This window comes from Streptococcus sp. A12 (assembly GCF_905372335.1).
Taxonomy (GTDB): Bacteria; Bacillota; Bacilli; order Lactobacillales; family Streptococcaceae; genus Streptococcus.
This window is the reverse complement of sequence record NZ_CAJPOU010000005.1, coordinates 14,171-34,154: the sequence shown is the minus strand read 5'-3', so window position 1 is coordinate 34,154 and position 19,984 is coordinate 14,171. Positions and strand designations below refer to the sequence as shown.

The 19,984-nt window shown below is 43.3% G+C and carries 20 protein-coding genes; 3 read left to right on the top strand and 17 right to left on the bottom strand.

Features of this window, described 5'->3' with window-relative positions:
- Window positions 1-46 precede the first annotated feature (46 nt).
- Both QZ158_RS01380 and udk read right to left on the bottom strand, forming a co-directional pair.
- Window positions 47-718 carry a YoaK family protein gene (locus QZ158_RS01380; protein WP_140813885.1) on the bottom strand — a complete coding sequence of 224 codons (672 nt, stop codon included), beginning with the start codon at window positions 716-718 and terminating at the stop codon, window positions 47-49.
- 66 nt (window positions 719-784) lie between these two features.
- Entirely contained in the window at window positions 785-1,420 is a 636-nt protein-coding gene (gene udk / locus QZ158_RS01375; RefSeq protein ID WP_048691384.1) for a uridine kinase, read from the bottom strand.
- Window positions 1,421-1,627: 207 nt separating this feature from the next.
- Here udk and QZ158_RS01370 point away from each other — a divergent pair, with 207 nt between their 5' ends.
- Both QZ158_RS01370 and QZ158_RS01365 read left to right on the top strand, forming a co-directional pair.
- Complete coding sequence (locus QZ158_RS01370; protein WP_293873594.1) at window positions 1,628-2,605, top strand: Gfo/Idh/MocA family oxidoreductase; 978 nt, start codon at window positions 1,628-1,630, stop codon at window positions 2,603-2,605.
- A 1-nt stretch (window position 2,606) separates the two neighbouring features.
- Complete coding sequence (locus QZ158_RS01365) at window positions 2,607-3,695, top strand: DEAD/DEAH box helicase (RefSeq protein WP_293873591.1); 1,089 nt, start codon at window positions 2,607-2,609, stop codon at window positions 3,693-3,695.
- A 306-nt stretch (window positions 3,696-4,001) separates the two neighbouring features.
- Here QZ158_RS01365 and QZ158_RS01360 read toward each other — a convergent pair whose 3' ends face one another.
- The 5 genes from QZ158_RS01360 to QZ158_RS01340 all read right to left on the bottom strand — a co-directional run bounded on the left by QZ158_RS01360 (window position 4,002) and on the right by QZ158_RS01340 (window position 9,081).
- Window positions 4,002-5,372 carry a polysaccharide deacetylase family protein gene (locus QZ158_RS01360; protein ID WP_293873588.1) on the bottom strand — a complete coding sequence of 457 codons (1,371 nt, stop codon included), beginning with the start codon at window positions 5,370-5,372 and terminating at the stop codon, window positions 4,002-4,004.
- A gap of 208 nt (window positions 5,373-5,580) precedes the next feature.
- Window positions 5,581-5,967, bottom strand: a complete 387-nt coding sequence (locus tag QZ158_RS01355; RefSeq protein ID WP_293873585.1) for a VOC family protein — start codon at window positions 5,965-5,967, stop codon at window positions 5,581-5,583.
- A gap of 367 nt (window positions 5,968-6,334) precedes the next feature.
- A complete protein-coding gene (locus tag QZ158_RS01350) occupies window positions 6,335-7,708 on the bottom strand; it encodes a HAMP domain-containing sensor histidine kinase (protein WP_293873582.1) in 1,374 nt (457 codons plus the stop codon).
- The gene (locus QZ158_RS01345; RefSeq protein WP_006596563.1) at window positions 7,698-8,372 is read right to left on the bottom strand and encodes a response regulator transcription factor; all 675 of its coding nucleotides are present in this window, start codon (window positions 8,370-8,372) and stop codon (window positions 7,698-7,700) included. The genes QZ158_RS01350 and QZ158_RS01345 overlap by 11 nt, the downstream gene beginning before the upstream one ends.
- Window positions 8,373-8,484: 112 nt before the next feature.
- Entirely contained in the window at window positions 8,485-9,081 is a 597-nt protein-coding gene (locus tag QZ158_RS01340; RefSeq protein ID WP_293873576.1) for a hypothetical protein, read from the bottom strand.
- Window positions 9,082-9,290: 209 nt separating this feature from the next.
- Between QZ158_RS01340 and QZ158_RS01335 the strand changes: the two genes are divergently transcribed.
- Window positions 9,291-9,833, top strand: coding sequence for a biotin transporter BioY (locus QZ158_RS01335; protein ID WP_293873573.1), 543 nt, complete (start codon window positions 9,291-9,293; stop codon window positions 9,831-9,833).
- Between the two features lie 54 nt (window positions 9,834-9,887).
- Here the strand turns inward: QZ158_RS01335 and QZ158_RS01330 are convergent, their stop codons facing one another.
- The 10 genes from QZ158_RS01330 to QZ158_RS01285 all read right to left on the bottom strand — a co-directional run bounded on the left by QZ158_RS01330 (window position 9,888) and on the right by QZ158_RS01285 (window position 19,983).
- A complete protein-coding gene (locus tag QZ158_RS01330) occupies window positions 9,888-12,431 on the bottom strand; it encodes a M1 family metallopeptidase (RefSeq protein WP_293873648.1) in 2,544 nt (847 codons plus the stop codon).
- A gap of 131 nt (window positions 12,432-12,562) precedes the next feature.
- Window positions 12,563-13,216: a phosphate signaling complex protein PhoU gene (gene phoU, locus QZ158_RS01325; protein WP_006596567.1), complete on the bottom strand. Its 654-nt coding sequence runs from the start codon at window positions 13,214-13,216 to the stop codon at window positions 12,563-12,565.
- A 14-nt stretch (window positions 13,217-13,230) separates the two neighbouring features.
- Window positions 13,231-13,989 carry a phosphate ABC transporter ATP-binding protein PstB gene (gene pstB / locus QZ158_RS01320; protein ID WP_048717263.1) on the bottom strand — a complete coding sequence of 253 codons (759 nt, stop codon included), beginning with the start codon at window positions 13,987-13,989 and terminating at the stop codon, window positions 13,231-13,233.
- A gap of 36 nt (window positions 13,990-14,025) precedes the next feature.
- Window positions 14,026-14,829 carry a phosphate ABC transporter ATP-binding protein PstB gene (pstB, locus tag QZ158_RS01315; protein WP_048689960.1) on the bottom strand — a complete coding sequence of 268 codons (804 nt, stop codon included), beginning with the start codon at window positions 14,827-14,829 and terminating at the stop codon, window positions 14,026-14,028.
- An 11-nt stretch (window positions 14,830-14,840) separates the two neighbouring features.
- Window positions 14,841-15,725 carry a phosphate ABC transporter permease PstA gene (gene pstA, locus QZ158_RS01310; RefSeq protein ID WP_006596570.1) on the bottom strand — a complete coding sequence of 295 codons (885 nt, stop codon included), beginning with the start codon at window positions 15,723-15,725 and terminating at the stop codon, window positions 14,841-14,843.
- Window positions 15,715-16,626 carry a phosphate ABC transporter permease subunit PstC gene (pstC, locus tag QZ158_RS01305; protein ID WP_006596571.1) on the bottom strand — a complete coding sequence of 304 codons (912 nt, stop codon included), beginning with the start codon at window positions 16,624-16,626 and terminating at the stop codon, window positions 15,715-15,717. Before pstC ends, pstA begins: the two co-directional genes overlap by 11 nt.
- A 17-nt stretch (window positions 16,627-16,643) precedes the next feature.
- Window positions 16,644-17,510 carry a phosphate ABC transporter substrate-binding protein PstS family protein gene (locus QZ158_RS01300; RefSeq protein WP_293873552.1) on the bottom strand — a complete coding sequence of 289 codons (867 nt, stop codon included), beginning with the start codon at window positions 17,508-17,510 and terminating at the stop codon, window positions 16,644-16,646.
- Between the two features lie 130 nt (window positions 17,511-17,640).
- The gene (locus QZ158_RS01295; protein ID WP_293873549.1) at window positions 17,641-18,945 is read right to left on the bottom strand and encodes an RsmB/NOP family class I SAM-dependent RNA methyltransferase; all 1,305 of its coding nucleotides are present in this window, start codon (window positions 18,943-18,945) and stop codon (window positions 17,641-17,643) included.
- A complete protein-coding gene (locus QZ158_RS01290) occupies window positions 18,942-19,715 on the bottom strand; it encodes an inositol monophosphatase family protein (protein WP_293873546.1) in 774 nt (257 codons plus the stop codon). Before QZ158_RS01290 ends, QZ158_RS01295 begins: the two co-directional genes overlap by 4 nt.
- Window positions 19,705-19,983, bottom strand: coding sequence for a UPF0223 family protein (locus tag QZ158_RS01285; protein WP_293873543.1), 279 nt, complete (start codon window positions 19,981-19,983; stop codon window positions 19,705-19,707). Before QZ158_RS01285 ends, QZ158_RS01290 begins: the two co-directional genes overlap by 11 nt.
- Window position 19,984: the final 1 nt, after the last annotated feature.

Below are 19,984 nucleotides of genomic sequence, written 5' to 3'. Positions count from 1 at the left end.
AATAAAAAAGCCAGGGAGCAAGGTCCTTGACTTTGTAAAAATTCATTTAAGCGTCTCTCCGAACATATTGGATCGCCCGATATGTCAGAAAGATGGTCAGAACAAGGGAAACAAACCAAATTGTCCGAAGTCCATAATATTGGATGAGGAAGGTCGAAAGAATAGCCCCTCCGACAAAACTCCCAATCAAGGAGGTCATAAAGAGGGATTCCCAGAAAAACTCCATCTTGCGATCCCGCACAAAATTCCCGTAAGCGACCATGGTCTTCTTGAGATTCCCTGTCATAAAGGAATGGTTGTAAGCATAGCCATCGACTTCTCCAAAGGAAATGGCTACAATCCCCAAGCTCAGTCCAAAGAAAGGCACGATCAGAACATTGGGCACTTCTTTTGGCAGAAAGCCAGCCACCAAGGTCGTCAGGACCAAGGGCACCAAGGTACTAAGCCGCCAAACCGAATGACTAAAGAAGCGCTGAAAGACGGTCATCAAAAAAATCCCGATCATAAAGGCTAACATGGTGGCTAGTTTGACCTCCACATCAGATATTTCATGGCCAATTAACCCAACGGATAGAAAGACCACGTTTCCCGTTTGGCCAGCCGCCAAGGTCCCTCCTCTTTCGATAAAGGTGTAGGCATCTGAAAAGCCTGCACACATAGTCAGCAGGCAGGCAAAGGCCTTACTTCTGGAGTGAAACTCTCTTCTTAACTTTTTCATATTTCTCCCTATTTGTCATGGAAAAAAGGCTGGGACACTACTTCCTAACCTCTCTCACTTGTTATCTTATCCTTCACGTGATTCGCTCAAAATCTTCTCAATCTTGGTCGTAATCAAATCAATAGCTACAGTATTGGTCACGCCTTCTGGAATGATGACATCCGCATACCGCTTGGTTGGCTCGATGAACTGATGGTACATCGGCTTCACCACTCCCAAGTACTGCTCGATGACGCTGTCCAAACTCCGACCGCGCTCTTCCATATCTCGCTTGATCCGGCGAATGATCCGCACATCATCATCAGTATCAACGAAAATCTTGATATCCATCAAGTCACGAAGACGCTTGTCCTCCAAGACCAAAATCCCCTCAACGATAAAGACATCCTGAGGCTCCTGGCGATAGGTCTTGGCACTACGCGTATGCGCTGCATAGTCATATGTTGGAATATCAACCGGACGTCCAGCCAACAACTCATTGATTTGCTCGATCATGAGGTCTGTATCAAAGGCAAAAGGATGGTCATAGTTGGTCTGAATCCGCTCTTCAAAGGTTAAATGGCTTTGATCCTTGTAATAAGAATCGTGCTCAATCATGGCAATCTTCTCATCCGGGAAGTGGGACAAAATTGCCCGAGAAACACTAGTTTTTCCCCCACCAGAACCGCCTGTTACACCGATAATAATTGGTCTGTTTCGCATCTTCTTCTCCATTTTCTATAATCCTATTTATTCTATCACAAAAGCGGTCACTTGACCACGACTTGAACCATTTTTCTATGGCTTTCATCCAAAATCAAAGAAGGAGCTCCTTTCCCCTTCCGTCCCAGTTCGAAAGGCCCATTCCATCTTTTTAGGGTGAAACATGATATAATGAAATCAGTAAATACCTGATTGAAAGGAGCTGCCATGCTGAAACTTGGTATCATCGGCACTAGTGCTATCTCCCATTCCTTCCTGGCCGCAACTAAAGAAACAGGCCACTATGAGTTAAGGGCAGTCTATTCACGGACCTTGGAGAAAGCTCGTAGCTTCGCCCAACCCTGTGGACAAGTGGCCCTCTATGATGATCTGATTACCTTTTTAGATAGTGACCTGGATGTCATCTACATTGCTAGTCCCAATTCACTCCACTATCCCCAGGCAAAATTAGCCCTCTTAGCTAAGAAACATGTCATCCTTGAAAAACCAGCCGTCACCACTCCCAAGGAATGGGAAGAGTTGGTCAAATTGGCCAAGGAGCACCAGGTCTATCTCTTTGAAGCAGCTCGCAACTATCATGAAAAAGCCTTTGCGACCATCCAAGACTTTCTCAAAGACAAAACCATCTTGGGTGGCCACATGACCTATGCCAAATACTCTTCTAAGATGCCTGAGTTCTTAAAAGGGTCTACTCCCAATATTTTCTCTGACCAGTTTGCAGGCGGAGCCCTTATGGATCTGGGTGTCTATCCCCTCTACTTTGCTATCGGCCTCTTCGGTCAACCTGAATCAGTAACCTATCAGGCGCGACAATTACCTAATTCAATCGATTTGAACGGACATGGTAGCTTGGTTTATTCTGACTTTGTCATCGGCATTCAAGCCGGAAAGGATGTGACCAGCAATCTTCCTGCTGAAATCTACACAAGAGACGGTACCCTCTTTCTGAGTGGCATTGAAGCCGTTAACGAGGCTGTTTTTCAAGACCATTCTGGAAACAGCTACCAGCTTTCAATCACTCCCGCCCCTCATAACATGCTAGAAGAAGCCCAGGCCTTTGCTAGTATGATGACAGAGGGCGACCAGATACTTTACCAGACTTGGCTCCAAACTGGACAGATGGTCCATCAAGCCCTCTATGCTATGCGCCAAGATGCTGGAATACACTTTAAGGACGAAAACTAATATGACACTAGTATTCCCACCGCTCTGGAAAGAGCAACTCAAAACCCTCGGCTTTGAGCAACTCACTGAAATCCAAGAACGCCTCTTTGAGCCGATCACCCAAGGAGAGAATGTGCTTGGGGTCAGCCCGACAGGTACCGGAAAGACACTGGCCTATCTCTTCCCTAGTCTTCTCAAGCTAAAACCTAAAAAAGCACAACAATTGCTAATTCTCTCCCCCAATACCGAGTTGGCTGGACAAATCTTTGATGTCACTAAACAATGGGCAGAGCCTCTTGGACTCAGTGCACAACTTTTCCTTTCTGGCTCTAGTCAAAAACGGCAAATCGAACGCCTCAAAAAAGGACCCGAAATTCTCATCGGAACTCCAGGCCGTATTTTTGAATTGATCAAGCTCAAGAAAATCAAGATGATGAATGTCGATACCATCATCCTGGATGAATTTGACCAACTTTTCAGCGACTCTCAGTATCACTTTGTCGACAAGATTTGCCACTACGCGCCACGAGATCATCAATTTATCTATATGAGTGCAACGACCAAGTTTGATCCAGAGCAAATCGAGCCCAATACCCTGACCATTCAAGTAGAAGGGCAAAGCTTGGACAATATCCAGCACTTCTATATGGAAGTGGACAAGCGTGAAAAGGTCGAACTCCTCAGAAAACTCTCCAATGTGGAAGAATTTCGTGGTCTCGTTTTCTTCAATAGCTTGTCCGACCTGGGTAGCGCTGAAGAAAAGCTCCAGTACCGAGAAGTCAGCGCTGTCTCACTTGCTAGTGACGTCAACGTCAAGTTCCGTAAAGTCATTCTGGAACGCTTTAAAGACCATCAGTTGACACTCCTTCTGGCAACAGATTTGGTGGCGCGAGGGATTGATATCGACTCTTTAGAATGTGTCGTCAACTATGAAGTCCCAAGAGATGCCGAAACTTACATCCACCGATCTGGGCGTACCGGACGCATGGGCAAAGAAGGCTATGTCATCACCTTGGTTAGTCATCCAGAAGAATTAAAAAGTTTGAAAAAATTAACCTCTGTTCGTCCTTTAATTCTTAAGGGAGCTCAACTCTATATAGGAGAAGAATAAGAAAATCGTTCGTTGCATTACGAACGATTCAGATTGAAGATAAAGTAATTTTAAAAACTTTTCTTAGGTGAGTACGGACGTCAGCGAACTTCGTAGAAGTTCCATGACGTAGTTTTGAACCTAAAGTTTCAAAACTCCCGAGTGCCTGAATCAATAGTGTTTCAGGCACTTTTCTCACAGCGGAAAGTTATTCATATTCTTAAATGACAATAATTATAAGTCATTTTTTGAATATCATCTAGCTGTTTTATGTAAAACAATAGTTTGTCTACATTAAAAATCGTTCGTAATTCTACGAACGATTTTTTAATTCCGATTGTAATAGAGGCGATGACTTTCCACTTGGTGGTTTAAGAGTTCATCAACCGTGACAATAGTGTAGCCTTGCGATTGGAGGTATTCAATCACAGCTGGGAGAGCATTGATCGAAGTTTGGTGAATATCATGCATCAGGATAATTGATCCTGGTTTGACTTGTTTTTTCACCTCTGCTAAGATCTCTTCGGTGTTATGACTCTTCCAATCCAAGGTGTCCACATCCCACATGATAAAGGCTTGATCCACTGCATATTGAATGGCACTATTAATCGAACCATACGGAGGACGCGTAATCTTCGTTTGCACTCCAGTCACCTTTTGAATCACTTCTTTGGTATCCATGATTTCTTTTTGGACTGACTCCAAAGGCAACTTAGTTAAGACAGGGTGGTTCCAAGTATGGATCCCGATTTCATGTCCTTCCTGACGGACCCGTTTAGCCACTTCTGGATAGGCAGAGACATTCTTCCCAAGCATAAAGAAAGTTGCTTTAACATGGTACTTGTTGAGGATATCCAGGGCTTGGGGAGTCGTCGATGGATCTGGACCATCATCAAAAGTCAAGGCAACCATCTTAGCGTGACGTTGGGTTTGGTAGGCCTCATAAGCTTCAAGATCTCCAGAATTCAGGCGAGCAGAATCAATCACATCATAGAGCTTCGAAAGGGGCATATCGAAGGTTTCCATGCCCTCAATAGTAACTGGAAGGGTGATAGAAAGAACACCTTGATTGTAGGTGAACTGCCAGCTTGCCATATCACTTGCTGAGACAGCTTGCATCAGCTCTTCAATTCGATCTTCCCCTAACTGTAGGAAGACCAGCTGAGAGCGCAACTCTGTTAAGAGGGTTTCTTTGGCTAGATCAGCATCCGTAAACAATTGGGAGAATTGGAAGACCGTCCCCTCATCCGTTAGATAAAGGAGAGGTAGTTTGTCGATCCCATCTTTGATGAACTTGCCGTTTTTCCATTTGTACTTGGTCTTCTTCACCTGATAAGGATGAACCCCGACAAATGGGTCCTCTGAGCGTTCGGTATGATAGAACAATAGCTCTTTGGCTTGCTGATTCTTCTTCTCTTCTTGGGGAAGAGAGCCAACGTCAGCCAAAATTCTCTCTTTGACCACTGCGATAGGTTCTTCGTTATTTTTCGGGTAGTAGGCAGCAACATAAGATTGACCGACCATTCCTTTTTGAAGAATGGTATCTTTGTCTTTTTCAACTGCTTCTTCTTCCTGGATTGCTTTGGAAAACTGTTGATTATAATTTTTGATAGCGCGTGCTTCCTCAATCTTCTGATAAACAAGATAAATTCCCCCGATGAAAAGGAGGTTGAGGAGGATGAGAATAAGTATTTTCAAGTAGGATTTCTTCATACTCTTATTATAGCAATTTTATCACAAAAAAACAGTAGAAAACTCTAGAATCTAGAAAATAAAACCCAATATATTATATGGAAATTAAAGTAGCTCAGTCCTATCTCCTGTCACTTTGAACCGGAAACTTTCAAGCATAAAAAAGAACAGATGTGGTAACACCTGCTCTTTATCACAAGTTATATGATGCTGATTATGAGGATTTTTCACGAATCACTTCTACTTTGTAGCCATCTGGGTCCATAATAAAGTAATAGTTTGGAAGCGTTCCTGGCAAGCCTTTAGGATCTGTTACTTGGTAACCCTTTTCCTTATGCTCCGCATGAAGGGCTTCAAGGTCTGGCGCACTCAAGGCAACATGGGCAAAGCCATCTCCAATGACGTAAGGACCATGATCATAGTTGTAAGTTAATTCCAACTCATAGTCATCCCCTTCTAAACCAAGATAAACAATCGTAAATTTGTATTCAGGAAAATCTTTGCGACGCAATTCCTTAAAGCCAAACGCATCTGCATAAAAGGCAATTGATTTTTCTAAATTCTCCACTCGCAAACAAGTGTGTAACATTTTTGAAGCCATACGACACCTCTTTCTTTTTTTACTATTATACACTAGTCAGGCAAAAATAGCGATTATTTGAAATAGATGAAAAAGCTGAAGATTCCTCAGCTTAGAAGAAGACACAGGATTCTCAAAAACTTTCCTTAGGTGAGAAGGGACGTCAGCGAACTTCTACGAAGTTCCATGACTTAGTTTTGAACCTAAGGTTTCAAAACTCCCCTGTACTTGAAACATAACTGTTTCAAGTACTTTTCTCACGGCGGAAAGTTTTAGTACCTGCTTGGATGACTCTAATAATAAGGACTGCTTCTTGCTTTTTAAAATCACCTTACTTAGTTTATATAAAATAAGTTTGTCTATATTTTAAGATAAATACTCCTCAGTCCTACTTGTTTTTCGTTGATTTAGAAGTTGATTTCTTTTTACTATCTGACTTGGTTGCTAGTTTGACCTCGAAAATAGCACCTTTCGGCTTGTTATCTCGAACAGTAATGGTGCCATTAAAGGCTTCTACGATTTGCTTGGCTAAGGACAGTCCTAAACCAAAACCACCCTTTTGACGCGTACGCGCCTTATCCACTCGGTAGAATCGATCAAATATCCGCTTTTTATCTTCGTCTGCAATCCCTGGTCCATTATCCTCTACCCGAAGATAGAGATAGCGATCCTTGAATTGGGCGACAAACCGTATCTTTCCTTCTTCCTCTGTGTATTTGAGGGCATTGTCATACAAAATGGTCATCAGCTGTTTCAGTAGGACCTTGTCAGACACCAGACTCCTTTCGACATGATTCTCATACTCGAAGATTTTATCATTTTCCTCAGCAATGATTTCATAATTGGCAAAGGTTTGGTCGAAAAAAGAAGGAGGGATTTCACAAAACTCAGGTTTAATCCCATCATCTCGACGGGCTAAGTTTAAGAGATTGGTCGTCAGTAAGCGCATATTGCGAACCTCATCCAAAGAGGAGGCGATATTCTCACTGGATTCCATAATTGTTGCCTCTGGCTTTCGGAACAGGGTTTCCAAACGATTTTGCAAAACGGCTAAAGGTGTCCGCAATTCATGAGAAGCATTTTCGACAAAAGCCTTCTGCCGGTTCATGCTCTCTAAGAGAGGTTTCACACTCATTTTAGCCAGGAAGATACTTGCAAAGAGGGAAATGCCCCAGAAGCAAATCATGACCAAGGCGATTTGGCTCTCGTGTTTTTCACTGGTCTGCTCCAACTGGCTGATATTGGTCATAATCACGGCATATTTCACCCCATCAATATAATCATCGGGATCAATATCCACCAAATAAGCGCGATAGCTTTCCTTCTGCTTATAGTGGTTGGTAATTTGAATCTGCTTGATCTTGTTTAAATAGCTGCGACTAAAGGTCACTGTTTTTAGATCTAGGAAACCATTGTCCGTCGTTACATTTTCAAAATTATCATTCAAGAGGATGGCTGTACTATTAGAAGTGACCGATGGTCTAGGGCCATCCTCAGGACCAGGCTCATCATCTTCTGGTCGGTCATCATCTGGTTCGTCTCTTCCCATCCCATTTCCTGTACGATTGGCCAAGCTAATAATAGAATAGCGATCTTTACTGAGCATTTTTAAATTCTCGTCAACCGTTGTATAAAGACTGGAACGCATCACTTGAATAATAATCAAAGTCATGGTTGAGAAAATCAAGGTAAAGAGTCCGAAATAGCGGATGAAATAAGAAAAGTCATCCGCATTGACAGTTTTTTTAATTTTATTGAGCATCTTTCAGAATATACCCCACGCTACGCAATGTTTGGAGATTTTTTGCAAAGTCTGTTCCTTTTAACTTCTTACGAATCTTAGAAACATACACTTCGACAACCGAAATAGTCGTATCGCTATCAAATCCCCAAAGTCGATCAAAGATTTGTGTTTTTGGCAGGATAACATTTTGATTTTGAAGGAAATAAACTAAAAGGTCAAATTCTTTCCCTAATAGCTCTACTTCTTTCCCTTCAACAAGCGTAGAGTTTGTCGAGAGATTAACGGTTACATTTCCATAAGATAGGGTATTTTCATTGACCTTACCAGAGCGCTTCAACAATGCTTGGATTCGCATCTTGAGTTCTTCTAGGTAGAATGGCTTGGTCAGATAGTCATCTGCTCCCAACTCAAACCCATGGCCCTTATCGTCCAAGCTCTCTTTGGCTGTCATAATCAATACTGGAGTGGAGACACCCTTATCTCTCAATTCTTTCAAAACTTGGAAACCATCTTTTTCAGGGAGCATGAGGTCTAGCAAAATGAGGTCATAGATGCCACTTTCAGCCTCATAAAGACCTTCGTCTCCATCAAAGACTTGCATGACATCTGCAAAGTCATCTAAAAAATCAAATACTGAATTAGACAAACCGAGGTCGTCTTCGACTAATAGAATCTTAATCATGTGTACTTCTCCTTCTCATTCTTCCATACAGGGATGACGAGTATTTTCTACTCTATTATAACATGACCAGGCTTCATTCAGTAGCATTCAGATAGCGATTTCAACTTTTTTCTTAGCCTGCTGTCCCTGTCTCATCCTTTGATGAATTGTTTGTATTACTTGACGATTTTTTTGAATTGGACTTCTTAGAGGACTTTTTATTCGATTTCCCATTTTGTTGGTTATCTTGTTGACCTTGAGGCCCACCATCTTGTGGTGGTTGGCCATTCCTATTCCCTTGTCCTGGTCCACTGTTTTGGCCATCTTGCGGGGGCATACCGCCTGGTCCACCACCAAAGCCATCTTGTCCTTGACCACCTTGTGGTCCCTCTCCTTGTGGTGGTTGGCCATTCATTTGTCCTTGTCCTGGTCCGCCATTTTGTCCATCAAAACCTTGTGAGTTAGAAGGTCCATTTTGTTCTTGATGATTCCCATGGCCATTTTGTCCTTGAGAATTTTGGGCAGGCTGGTTACTATTTTGTGTAGCTACTGCTGCTTGTTGGCGTTGGGGAGTCGTATTGGCTGTCGCCAACATTCCCAAGCCAAATCCACCAGTCATCCCAACGATCAGTCCTCCTGTTGCTGCGGCAGTTGCCCACCACTTAGGACTTTTCTTAACGACAATCATTTTTTCAGTTCTTTCTTGCTTTTGTTCATTCGAAGCTTGCATTCTTTCAATTCCTTAAATTATTAATTTAAACAAGGCCTTTGTTTAGATAGGGATAGTTTACCGATTCTTCCTTAATCGTGACTAAATTTTTTCTTAAACTTTCCTAAAATGAGGATGGAGACAATTGTCACAGCTGAATAGAGTACTTGACAGGCTTACCTTCTTTTTTGTAGAATAGTTACCATAAAAACAAAGAGAGGTTTACTGTTTTGAAAAAAATAGAATCAATGACATTAATTGCCCTTGGAGCAGCACTGATTGCTGTCCTATCTCCATTTCAAATCCCCCTTGGTCCCATTCCAATTACGCTTCAGACTTTAGCAATCGGCTTGATTGCTAGCATCTATCGTCCTACAGAAGCCACTCTTTCTGTTCTCATTTACCTCCTCTTAGGTGCCATTGGCCTTCCCGTCTTTTCAGGTGGTCACGGAGGCATCAGCTCCTTCTATGGTCCCACTGCCGGATTCCTTCTATTCTTCCCTCTTCGAGCTTTGGTGACTTCTATCTTTGCTGGCCAAAAAGGACAACCCGTTCGCATCTTCCTTGCTAACGCCTTAGGGGAAGTCGTTCTCTTTATTGGGGGGGCCTTAGGTTTTATGCTCATAACCCACAAGAGTTTGGATCTCACCGTAAAACTGGTCGTCCTACCTTTTGTATTACCAGATTTGATTAAGATGACTTTGACAACGGTTTTCGCAGTTATTCTCTATCGCAATCTCAAACATCACCCATATTTCAAAAAAGCAAAATAAAAACTCTTAGAGAGGCCTACAAACCTGCAGGTTCCTCTCTAGGAGCTTTTTTCTTTATTTCGTTGCTAGAAGGGCTGTTTCAACCGCTGCTTTCTCCCGCTCGATGAGATCGATACGAGCCGCGATTTCTTTGATTCCCATCTTGATATTACGACTGATCGCCATATCATCCAACTGAGGCTCAAAGAAGGCCTTGTATTCATTCAACCGTTCACGGGTCTTGAAACAGTTAGCTGGGTAGATGACAAACTTATCAAAGCTCATATCACCACCGAGTGCTTTCTTGATCCAATCCCAGTTTTCACGCGCCCAAGTCCAGGTTCTTCCTTGGGTAAAGTCATGGTGCAAGAAATTGAAGTACCAGCTCATAGCCAAGTCCTGAGGTTTCACCACATCCTTGTTCTTCCACTCTTTCAATAGAGCTTCCAAAGTTTCCTCATCCTTGGTATAAGAAAGTGCAGCCGCCAACTGGCGTTTAAAGTTCCCATCAACTGTCTTCACATAGGTATCCAGGTATTGTTGGCTAAGCGCCTTGGTTTCCTGGTGCTTGATTTGGTTGACCAAGATTTGCAAGCGAATGGCAGCTGGGAGTTTTTCCAAATCATCAGCGTGCGCTTCAAAGATAGCGCTCGCTTGTGCTTGTGCAGCTTCATCATTGGCCTTGATCATATTAGCAATCATTAGCTGACGAACTTTTTCGTCTTCTTCTGCTTCACCAGGCTTAGCTTCCAGTCCCAAGCGTTCGAAGTTGTAACGGTTCAAGCGTTTCAACAACTCATGGAAGGCTACTTCTATTTCAGTTCCTTCATCCACAAAGAGACTGATTCCGCTCAAGACGCTCGAAACAGCAGAAACAACCAAGTAGGAACTTTCTTCTGTCAAGTGTTCAATTACTGGCAAGAGGCTTGCATAAGAAATTTGACCACTTTCTGCTAAGAGACGGCGTTCTTGAACCACTTGTAGTTTTGAAGTGCTATCCAAGTTAGCAAGTTCAGCAAGGATGTCTTCTAACAATTCCCCACGGTAGTCACTGATATAGTGAGCTGTATTTTCTGTATTGAAGCGAAGAGCTCCGCTGTTAGCTGCTTTCAAGGCACTGTAGTTTGGAATTTCTAAGACTTCAGTTTCCAAAGTATCTGGAATACCCGTCCAGTTGCTATTTAAAGGAACAACCCACTTGCGACCTTTTTCTTCTCTTTCTCCGATGAAGAACTGCTCTTGACGGATGATCAAGGTATCGTTCTCAACAGAAGCTGAGACAACAGGGTATCCTGGTTGCTCCAACCAAGAATCCATAAAGGCTGCAACATCACGACCTGAAGCTTGCCCAAGAGCATCCCAAAGGTCACGACCGATGGTATTTCCGTATTGGTGTTTTTCAAAGTAAATCTTCAACCCTTTACGGAAGGCGTCATCGCCTAACCAACGGCGAAGCATATGCATGAGACGGCTACCCTTAGCGTAAACGATTGCTGGGTCAAAGAGGGTGTTAATCTCGTCAGGGTGTTTCACTTCCACATGGACGGATTGAACGCCATCTGTAGCATCGCGTTTCAAGGCAGCAGGCACACCAGTTGTTTGGAAGTCTTCAAAGATATTCCAGCTTGGTTCGATGGCATCCAAGCTGACATATTCCATCATATTGGCGAAGCTTTCATTCAACCAGAGGTCATCCCACCATTTCATGGTCACGAGGTTTCCGAACCATTGGTGAGCCAACTCGTGAGCCACCACCAAGGCTACTGTTTGACGGCTTTGAGCTGTCGAGTTTTCATCTACAAGGAGATAGACTTCACGATAGGTCACCAAGCCCCAGTTTTCCATCGCTCCTGAAGAGAAGTCAGGGAGGGCGATATGAAGGGATTGAGGGATTGGATACTTCACGCCATAGTAGTCTTCGTAGAATTCAATAGCACGAACGGCAATATCCAATGAGAAGTCCAAGTTTTCTAATGGGTGAGCTTTGGTAGAGTAGACACCGACTAGGGTTCCATTCTTGGTCTTAGCTGTCACCCCTTGGAGGTCTCCAGCCGCAAAGGCCAAGAGATAAGAAGACATACGTGGAGTCGTATCAAACTTCCAAATACCTGTTTCTTTGCGGTTTTCCACATCGATTTCAGGCATGTTAGAAAGAACGATTTCTCCTTCTTCTTGGTCAAACTTCACAGCCAAATCAAAGGTCGCTTTGGCTTCTGGCTCATCCACACTTGGGAAGGCTTCACGCGCAAAATGGCTTTCAAACTGAGTAGAGATCACTTCCTTCTTCACACCATCTACTTTGTAGTAAGAAGGATAAATTCCTGTCATATTGTCTGTGATCTTACCTGAATAGGTCAAGGTAATCGTTACTTGACCTGTCCCTTCTAATTCGACATAGACTGCTTCATTGTCATCATCCACCGTAAATGGACGGTTTTGACCTGCTACTTCTACTGTTTCGATGGTCAGATCCTTTTGGTGAAGAGAGATGCGAATCTCTTTTGCTTTTCCGCTAATGGTCACTTTCCCTGAGAAAGTTTTACTAGAGCGGTTCAAATCTAAGAATAGATCGTAGTGCTCAGGTACAAATGTATCAATAAAATGTGCAACTGCTTGCATGAGTAACTCCTTCTTCATTTTTTCTCACCTTATATTCTATCATAAATCCTACTAACTGTAAGGTAAGAGGGGGCAAAACCAGATCTACAAAAAAACAAAAGTCTAAGTTCATGACCTCAGACTTTCTTTTCTTATAATTCCACAATCTTTCCAGTTTCGAAGTAGACAACCCACTCACAGATATTTTTAGCGTAATCACCAATACGCTCCAAGTAGTTGATGACTTGGAAGTAGTCACGCCCAGTGATAATCAAGTCAGGATTATGCTTGATTTCTTCCGTTGCCAACTCTTGAATACGATCATAGTACTCATTAATTTTTTCATCGCGAGTCGCTACTTCATAGGCCGTTTCAACATCCCCTTTTAAGTAGAGCTCCAAGGTTGCTTCAACAAAGTCTTTGACTTCTCGACCCATTTTGCTGATTTCTTCTTCTACAACCTTACTACGGAGTTCTCCCTTCATACGGATGGTTGCTCGAGCGATAGATACCGCATGGTCTCCCATCCGCTCGACGTCAGATACAGCTTTTAAGACTGTCATCACCATCCGAAGATCCTGAGAAACCGGTTGTTGAAGGGCAATCATCTCAAAGGATTTGCGCTCCAACTTCACTTCATATTCATTAATCTCTGCATCATCTTCAATCACCTGACGTGCCAGATCACGATCATGAGTGACAAAAGCTCGAACCGTGCGGTTGATCTGGGTCAAGACTTCATTTCCCATGGCATAAAACTGGTTATGAAGCTTTTCTAAATCTTCTTCAAATTGTACACGTAACATTTACTTTCCCTTTCTTATCCAAACTTCCCTGATACATAATCTTCTGTTTCCTTACGAGCAGGGTTCAAGAAGATTTTTGAGGTGTCATCATACTCGATGAGGTCCCCATCCAAGAAAAAGGCCGTCCTATCCGAGATCCGACTGGCTTGTTGCATAGAGCGCGTCACCAAGAGCATGGTATAACGGTCCTTCAACCCATAAAGCGTTTCTTCAATCTTTCCAGCAGAAATCGGGTCTAAGGCTGAGGTTGGCTCATCCAAGAGGATAATCTTAGGACTGGTTGCCAATACACGCGCCACACAAACCCGTTGTTGCTGCCCCCCTGAAAGCCCAATCGCTGAATCATGGAGACGATCCTTGACCTCATCCCAAATAGAAGCATTTTTCAAAGAGGTTTCAACTGCTTCATCCAAGACTTGCTTGTCCTTGACCCCATTAATCATGAGTCCGTATGTGACATTGTCATAGATAGACATAGGGAAGGGGTTGGGCTGTTGGAAGACCATCCCGATTTCCTTACGAAGCTCCACCGTATCCGTCCGTGGACTATAGATATTATGACCATTGTAAATGACTGTTCCTGTTGTTGTCACCTCATGGTTCAAATCTCCCATCCGGTTGATGGCTTTGAGCAAGGTAGACTTCCCAGATCCAGACGGGCCGATTAAAGCCGTGATTTCTTTAGGGGTGAAATCCAGTGACACACTATTCAGTGCCTTTTTCTTATTGTAATAAACCGACAAGTCCTTGACTTGCAAAATTGGTTCTGTCATGTTTTCATCCTTATGTTATTTCAATGTTGCCAAATCCTATCCAAAGTGACCAGATACATAATCATTGGTTGATTGCAGTTTTGCATTTTGGAAAATGTTGGCTGTTTTATCATACTCGATCAAATCGCCTAGATAGAAGAATCCTGTATAATCGCTAGCACGAGCTGCCTGTTGCATGCTGTGGGTCACGATGATAATAGTATAGTCCTTCTTCAACTCTAGCATGGTTTCTTCCAACTGAGCAGTAGCGATAGGATCCAAGGCTGAAGCTGGCTCATCCATGAGCAAAATCTCTGGTTTAACGGAGATGGCACGGGCAATACAAAGGCGTTGCTGTTGACCACCTGAAAGCGTCAAAGCAGACTTGTGCAAGTCATCCTTGACCTGATCCCAGAGGGCTGCTTGCTTCAAAGATTTTTCGACGATTTCGTCCAAGACCTTCTTGTCTTTGACACCTGCCCGCTCGTGGGGGAAGGTGATATTGCGGTAGATAGACTTGGCAAAGGGATTTGGTCGTTGAAAGACCATTCCGATATGCTTTCTCATTTCATAGACATTGATATCTGGTCGGTTGACATCGATCCCTTCGTACCAAATCTCACCAGTCACTCGCGCAATATCAATGGTATCGTTCATCCGGTTTAAACTTCTAAGATAAGTGGATTTCCCAGATCCAGAAGGACCGATCAAAGCTGTGATTTTATTCTTCTCAAATTGCATATCCACCCCTTTGATAGATTCATTTGAACCATAGTAGACATGCAAGTCTTTGGTCGAAAGGACCACTTTTTCTTCAGGAAAAGTAATGATATGTTTCTCATCCCAATTGTACTTTGACATTTCTTCTCCTTTTATGCTGAGGTTAATTTCTTATGGAGGTAAGTACCAAGCTTACGCGCTCCGAAGTTGAAAATCAAAATGAAGATCAACAAGACTGCAGCCGATCCAGCAGATACTTCAATCGCATCTGGAATGGTTCCTTCACTATTGACCTTCCAAATGTGGACCGCTAGTGTTTCTGCTTGACGGAAAATAGATATCGGACTGGTGACACTAAAGAGGTTCCAGTTGCTCCAATCCAAGGCTGGGGCAGACTGACCAGCAGTATAAATCAAGGCCGCTGCTTCCCCAAAGATCCGCCCAGAAGCTAGTACGACACCCGTAATAATACTTGGCAAGGCTTCAGGTACCACCACGTGAATCACGGTTTCCCAACGAGAGATTCCAAGCGCAAGCCCAGCTTCTCTCTGTGTATGGTGGACATTCTGCAAACTATCTTCAATGTTTCGTGTCATCTGTGGCAGGTTAAAGACCGTCAAGGCCAAGGCTCCAGAAATAATCGAGAAGCCATATTGGAACTGCACTACAAAGACCAAATAACCAAAGAGACCAACTACGACCGATGGGAGAGAAGACAAGATCTCAATACAGGTCCGAACCAAATTGGTCAATGGGCCCTTCTTGGCATACTCTGACAAGTAGATCCCTGCCCCTAATGAAAGTGGGAAGGAAATAATCAAGGTAATGACTAAGAGGAAGAAGGAATTATAGAGCTGAATCCCAATTCCTCCACCTGCTTGGTAAGAAGAGGATTTGCTGGTCAAGAAGGTCCAAGACACATGCGGCAACCCTCTAACCAGGATATAAAGAATCAAAGAAGCAAGAATAGTGACAATAATTCCAGCAATTGCGTAGAGAACCCCTGTCGCTATCTTATCTATTTTTTTAGCGTGCATAGTTCTTCTTACCTCTTTCTTTCGTGATCAATTTGATAACGCTGTTGAATGCCAAACTCATCAGCAAGAGCACCAAGGCAAGTGACCAGAGAACGTTGTTGTTAACTGTTCCCATAACCGTATTTCCGATACCCATGGTCAAAATAGAGGTTAAGGTGGAAGCTGGAGTCGTTAAAGATGTTGGAACAACCGCTGAGTTTCCGACTACCATCTGAATAGCCAAGGCTTCACCGAAGGCACGCGCCATTCCAAAGACAACTGCCGTAAAAATACCTGAGCGAGCCGCCTTTAAGGTGACATGCCAAATCGTTTGCCAACGAGTCGCTCCCATAGCCATACTCGCTTCCCGATAGTGACGAGGCACTGCCCGTAAGCTGTCAGTTGTCATAAAGGTCACTGTTGGAAGAATCATGACAAAGAGGACAAAGACCCCTGACAAAATCCCAAACCCTGTCCCACCAAAGATGGAACGAACAAATGGAACTACCACTTGCAAACCAATAAATCCGTATACAACAGAAGGAATCCCTACCAACAATTCAATAGCTGGTTGTAAGAGGCGAGCTCCCTTTGGAGAAACTTCTGTCATAAAGACTGCCGCACCAATGGCAAAAGGTGTCGCCACCAAGGCAGACAAAAGGGTTACAATGAAGGAACCCAAGATCATTGGCAAAGCCCCAAATTCTTTCCCTGATGGATTCCATGTGGATCCGAAAAGGAAACTAAAGACATTGACCTTGTTGACAAAGAAGGTCGATAATCCCTTTTGGGCTACAAAAATCAAAATCAAAGCTACGACAAAGACAATCAAACTCATACAGCAGAAAGTAATGGTTTTACCAAATTTTTCCAACCGAGAATTATTGGACTTTGCGAGCATTTTTTTTGCTACTTCGTTCATGTTTTACCTAATTCTTCTTATTTCTTCGTAATATTACCGTCAAGATCACGGCTGACTTTCATATCATTGATTGGGATATAGCCCATCTTACCAACGATTTCCTGCTGGACCTCATCTGTCATCATGTAGTCCAAGAATTTCTTAGCCAATTTACTTGGCTCTCCCTTGGTATACATATGTTCGTAAGACCAGATTGGCCAGTTATTGTTCACCACATTTTCCTTAGTTGGTTCATAGCCATTTAACTTCATAGTTTTAACACTATCATCCACGTAGGTAAAGGCCAGGTAAGAAATGGCACCTGGAGTCTGGGAAACAATGTTCTTCACCATCCCATTTGAATCTTGCTCCTGAGCCTGTTTTGGATCTTTCCCATTCATGATGATGGCATCAAACACAGCACGGCTACCAGATCCTACTGCCCGGTTCACGATAGTAATTTCCAAGTCTTCACCACCCAATTGCTTCCAGTTGGTATATTCACCAGTAAAAATCTTACGCAATTGTTCGGTTGTCAAATCGTCTACAGAAATATTCTTATTGGCAATAATGGCTGTTCCCGCTACTGCTACTTGATGGTCTACCAAGCTAGAAGCATCGATGCCATCTTTTTCTTCCGCAAAGAGGTCACTATTTCCAATGTCGACAGCTCCTGATTGGACCTGAGAAAGACCTGTACCAGATCCACCCCCTTGGACATTGACAATCTTACCGGGATGTTCTTCTATATAACGATCTACTACCCCTTCAACTAACGGTTGTAGAGCTGTCGATCCAACAGCTGTAATCGCTTCTCCACGGTCAATCCAAGATGCACAGGCAGATAGAGAAACTGCAAGTGCTACTGTTGCTAGCCCAAGGACTAGCTTTTTGCATTTATTCAATGTAAGTCTCCTTGAATCATAATCAAATATCGTTTAAATTTTATCTCTAAACACTTGGTCATCTTCTAGTATTCTAGCAAGAATCACTCTATTTCCACTATAACATAGAAAGACCGCATTTCCTAATAATTTATCTAAATCTCAAGCCTTTTGGAAAGAAATTTTTCAAAGTCCGTCCCGTCACTTTAGCAAAGCCTAAACCATTGCCTCCAGCTAAGACTTGATACCATCCATTGGTATAGTCCTGCTCCAGTTGAATGGTCTCCCCAGCTACGTACTTGATGAAGTCTTGATCCGATAAGCTGACCGCTTTCTTCACTTGATCTGGCTTCAGAGCTAGGCCTAAGGCAAAGCTAGGTTCAAAGCGATTTTTCTTGAAGGTTCCAAGGTGCAAGCCATTGCGAGCAATCTTGACCTTTTTCAAATCAGGAAGTCCAACCGGCAAGAGATAAAGCTGATCTCCAAAACATTGGTAGAGGCCTTCTAGGTCAATGGACAGGCAATCCTGAGCAAAAGCTTGCCACAACTTTTTCTGCTCAGCCGTTAGATTGGAACGGCCTTCCTTGATCTTCTTGACTTCAGGCCCTCCCTGATAATGGAATTTAGCAACAAATTGCCCTTCCCCTTTGAAACGATGAGGATACATCCTAGCTGTTTCAGGATGTCCAATCCCTTCTACCATGCCATTGATTTTTTCAATCGGTAGCAATTCCAACTCATATTCGTCTAAGAGCCAAGAGACAATTTCTTCGTTCTCTTCTGGTGCCCAGGTACAAGTCGAATAAACCAGCTGCCCCCCTGGTGCCAGCATCTTGAGGGCATCTGTTAAGATTTCTCTCTGGAGACCAGCACATTGGGCTGGATAATCAGGATGCCAATAGTCCATAGCATCTGGCTGCTTTCGAAACATTCCTTCACCAGAGCATGGTGCGTCCAAAACAATCAAATCAAAATAGGCTGGGAAAACCTTAGCCAAACGATCGGCTGATTCATTGGTCACCACGACATTGCGGGCTCCAAAACGTTCGACATTCTCGACCAGAATCTTGGAGCGGCCCTTGTGGATTTCATTGGAAACGAGGAGTCCTTGATTGTCTAAATAAGAGAGCAAGTGGGTCGTCTTGCCACCCGGTGCTGCCGCAAGATCTAAGACCTTCATATCTGGACTGGGATGGGCTACTTGGGCTACCATTTGGGCAGCCGGTTCTTGCGAATAGACCACTCCAGTGACATGGGCAATCGATTTCCCAGAAACTTTGCCATAGTAACTCCAAGGCATGCCTGGAATAGGCTCATCACCTCTGATTTGCTCCGCCTTTAATGGATTAGTCCGATAGGCAGATACGGCCGGCTCGTCAAAGGTTTGAAAGAAGGCCTCAGCCTCCTCTCCAAGTAGTTGATGATACTTTTCTTTAAATCCTTGAGGAAAGGTCATGCGTGTGTTCCTTTCTTCAAAAAGGGTTGAATCTCATCTAGTTTACAAGTTGGGATCATCATGATGGGCTCCAAAGTCTCATAGTTAGGCTCTTTCCCTTCTAGAGTCAAAACAGAGTAACCTAGGCACTCGCCCATGATGGCTGCTGCTGCATAGTCCCATGGCCAGATATAGCTGAAGTAGCCTAAAATACCACCGGATAAAATCTTGGCAAAGCTGATACCTGCACTCCCATAGACCCGAATTCCTAAGCATTCTGCCCCCAGATCCGCCATGCCCCAAGCGTTGGACTTGAGCATGCCAACATTGGAAGCCACTAATAAATCGCTAAGGGGACGATTTTGAAAGGGTTTCAGTTCTTGCTCATTGCAAAAGACTCCAAAATCCATTCCACCAAAAAAGAGATGATCCCGCATGACATCATAAATCAAGCCAAACTGGCCAATCCCTTCTTCAAAATAAGCAACCATAACAGCAAAGTCTTCTTTTTGGGTCACAAAATTATTGGTCCCATCAATGGGATCAATCACCCAGACCTTACCGGAACGAATAGGTGCACGAAGGTCATCCTCTTCCGCAAAAATGTGGTCTTCTGGATAGGCTTCTAAAATCTTGCCAACCAGGGTTGCTTGCACTTCTTGGTCCATTTGAGTCACCAAATCCGTCGGATTTGTTTTGACTGTAATTGCTAACTGGTCATGCAGGTGCTCTCTAAGATAGCTTCCTGCTTCTTTGACAATGGTCTTAGCAAATTCTAATTTATTGATCAATCGAAAACCATCCTTCCCCTTTTTCTTTCGCAACTTTGGTTGCACGATAAAGTGAATAGCCGCTGACTTCTTCAAATTCTTTGCCCAGACGCTTTTCTTCGCCAATACTTGAGACAACTTTCTTAAAGGCCTTATAGGCTTCTAGGTAGATGCGGGCATCTGCCTTTTGTTCATAGGCTTGTTCAACCTGATTAAAAAAAGAAAGCACCGAAGCAAGCTCTTCAGTGCTCCACGATAAATCGAGTGGGTAACTATAATTCTTATTCATA

What these genes read in the sequence shown, in the direction of transcription:
- pstA (WP_006596570.1), bottom strand. Translation starts at nt 15,725, where the DNA reads ATGCACGCTAAAAAAATAGATAAGATAGCGACAGGGGTTCTCTACGCA.
- QZ158_RS01370 (WP_293873594.1), top strand. Translation starts at nt 1,628, where the DNA reads ATGCTGAAACTTGGTATCATCGGCACTAGTGCTATCTCCCATTCCTTC.
- QZ158_RS01365 (WP_293873591.1), top strand. Translation starts at nt 2,607, where the DNA reads ATGACACTAGTATTCCCACCGCTCTGGAAAGAGCAACTCAAAACCCTC.
- QZ158_RS01295 (WP_293873549.1), bottom strand. Translation starts at nt 18,945, where the DNA reads ATGACCTTTCCTCAAGGATTTAAAGAAAAGTATCATCAACTACTTGGA.
- QZ158_RS01355 (WP_293873585.1), bottom strand. Translation starts at nt 5,967, where the DNA reads ATGGCTTCAAAAATGTTACACACTTGTTTGCGAGTGGAGAATTTAGAA.
- QZ158_RS01330 (WP_293873648.1), bottom strand. Translation starts at nt 12,431, where the DNA reads ATGCAAGCAGTTGCACATTTTATTGATACATTTGTACCTGAGCACTAC.
- phoU (WP_006596567.1), bottom strand. Translation starts at nt 13,216, where the DNA reads ATGTTACGTGTACAATTTGAAGAAGATTTAGAAAAGCTTCATAACCAG.
- QZ158_RS01380 (WP_140813885.1), bottom strand. Translation starts at nt 718, where the DNA reads ATGAAAAAGTTAAGAAGAGAGTTTCACTCCAGAAGTAAGGCCTTTGCC.
- pstB (WP_048717263.1), bottom strand. Translation starts at nt 13,989, where the DNA reads ATGACAGAACCAATTTTGCAAGTCAAGGACTTGTCGGTTTATTACAAT.
- QZ158_RS01345 (WP_006596563.1), bottom strand. Translation starts at nt 8,372, where the DNA reads ATGATTAAGATTCTATTAGTCGAAGACGACCTCGGTTTGTCTAATTCA.
- pstB (WP_048689960.1), bottom strand. Translation starts at nt 14,829, where the DNA reads ATGTCAAAGTACAATTGGGATGAGAAACATATCATTACTTTTCCTGAA.
- QZ158_RS01285 (WP_293873543.1), bottom strand. Translation starts at nt 19,983, where the DNA reads ATGAATAAGAATTATAGTTACCCACTCGATTTATCGTGGAGCACTGAA.
- pstC (WP_006596571.1), bottom strand. Translation starts at nt 16,626, where the DNA reads ATGAACGAAGTAGCAAAAAAAATGCTCGCAAAGTCCAATAATTCTCGG.
- QZ158_RS01350 (WP_293873582.1), bottom strand. Translation starts at nt 7,708, where the DNA reads ATGCTCAATAAAATTAAAAAAACTGTCAATGCGGATGACTTTTCTTAT.
- udk (WP_048691384.1), bottom strand. Translation starts at nt 1,420, where the DNA reads ATGCGAAACAGACCAATTATTATCGGTGTAACAGGCGGTTCTGGTGGG.
- QZ158_RS01340 (WP_293873576.1), bottom strand. Translation starts at nt 9,081, where the DNA reads ATGCAAGCTTCGAATGAACAAAAGCAAGAAAGAACTGAAAAAATGATT.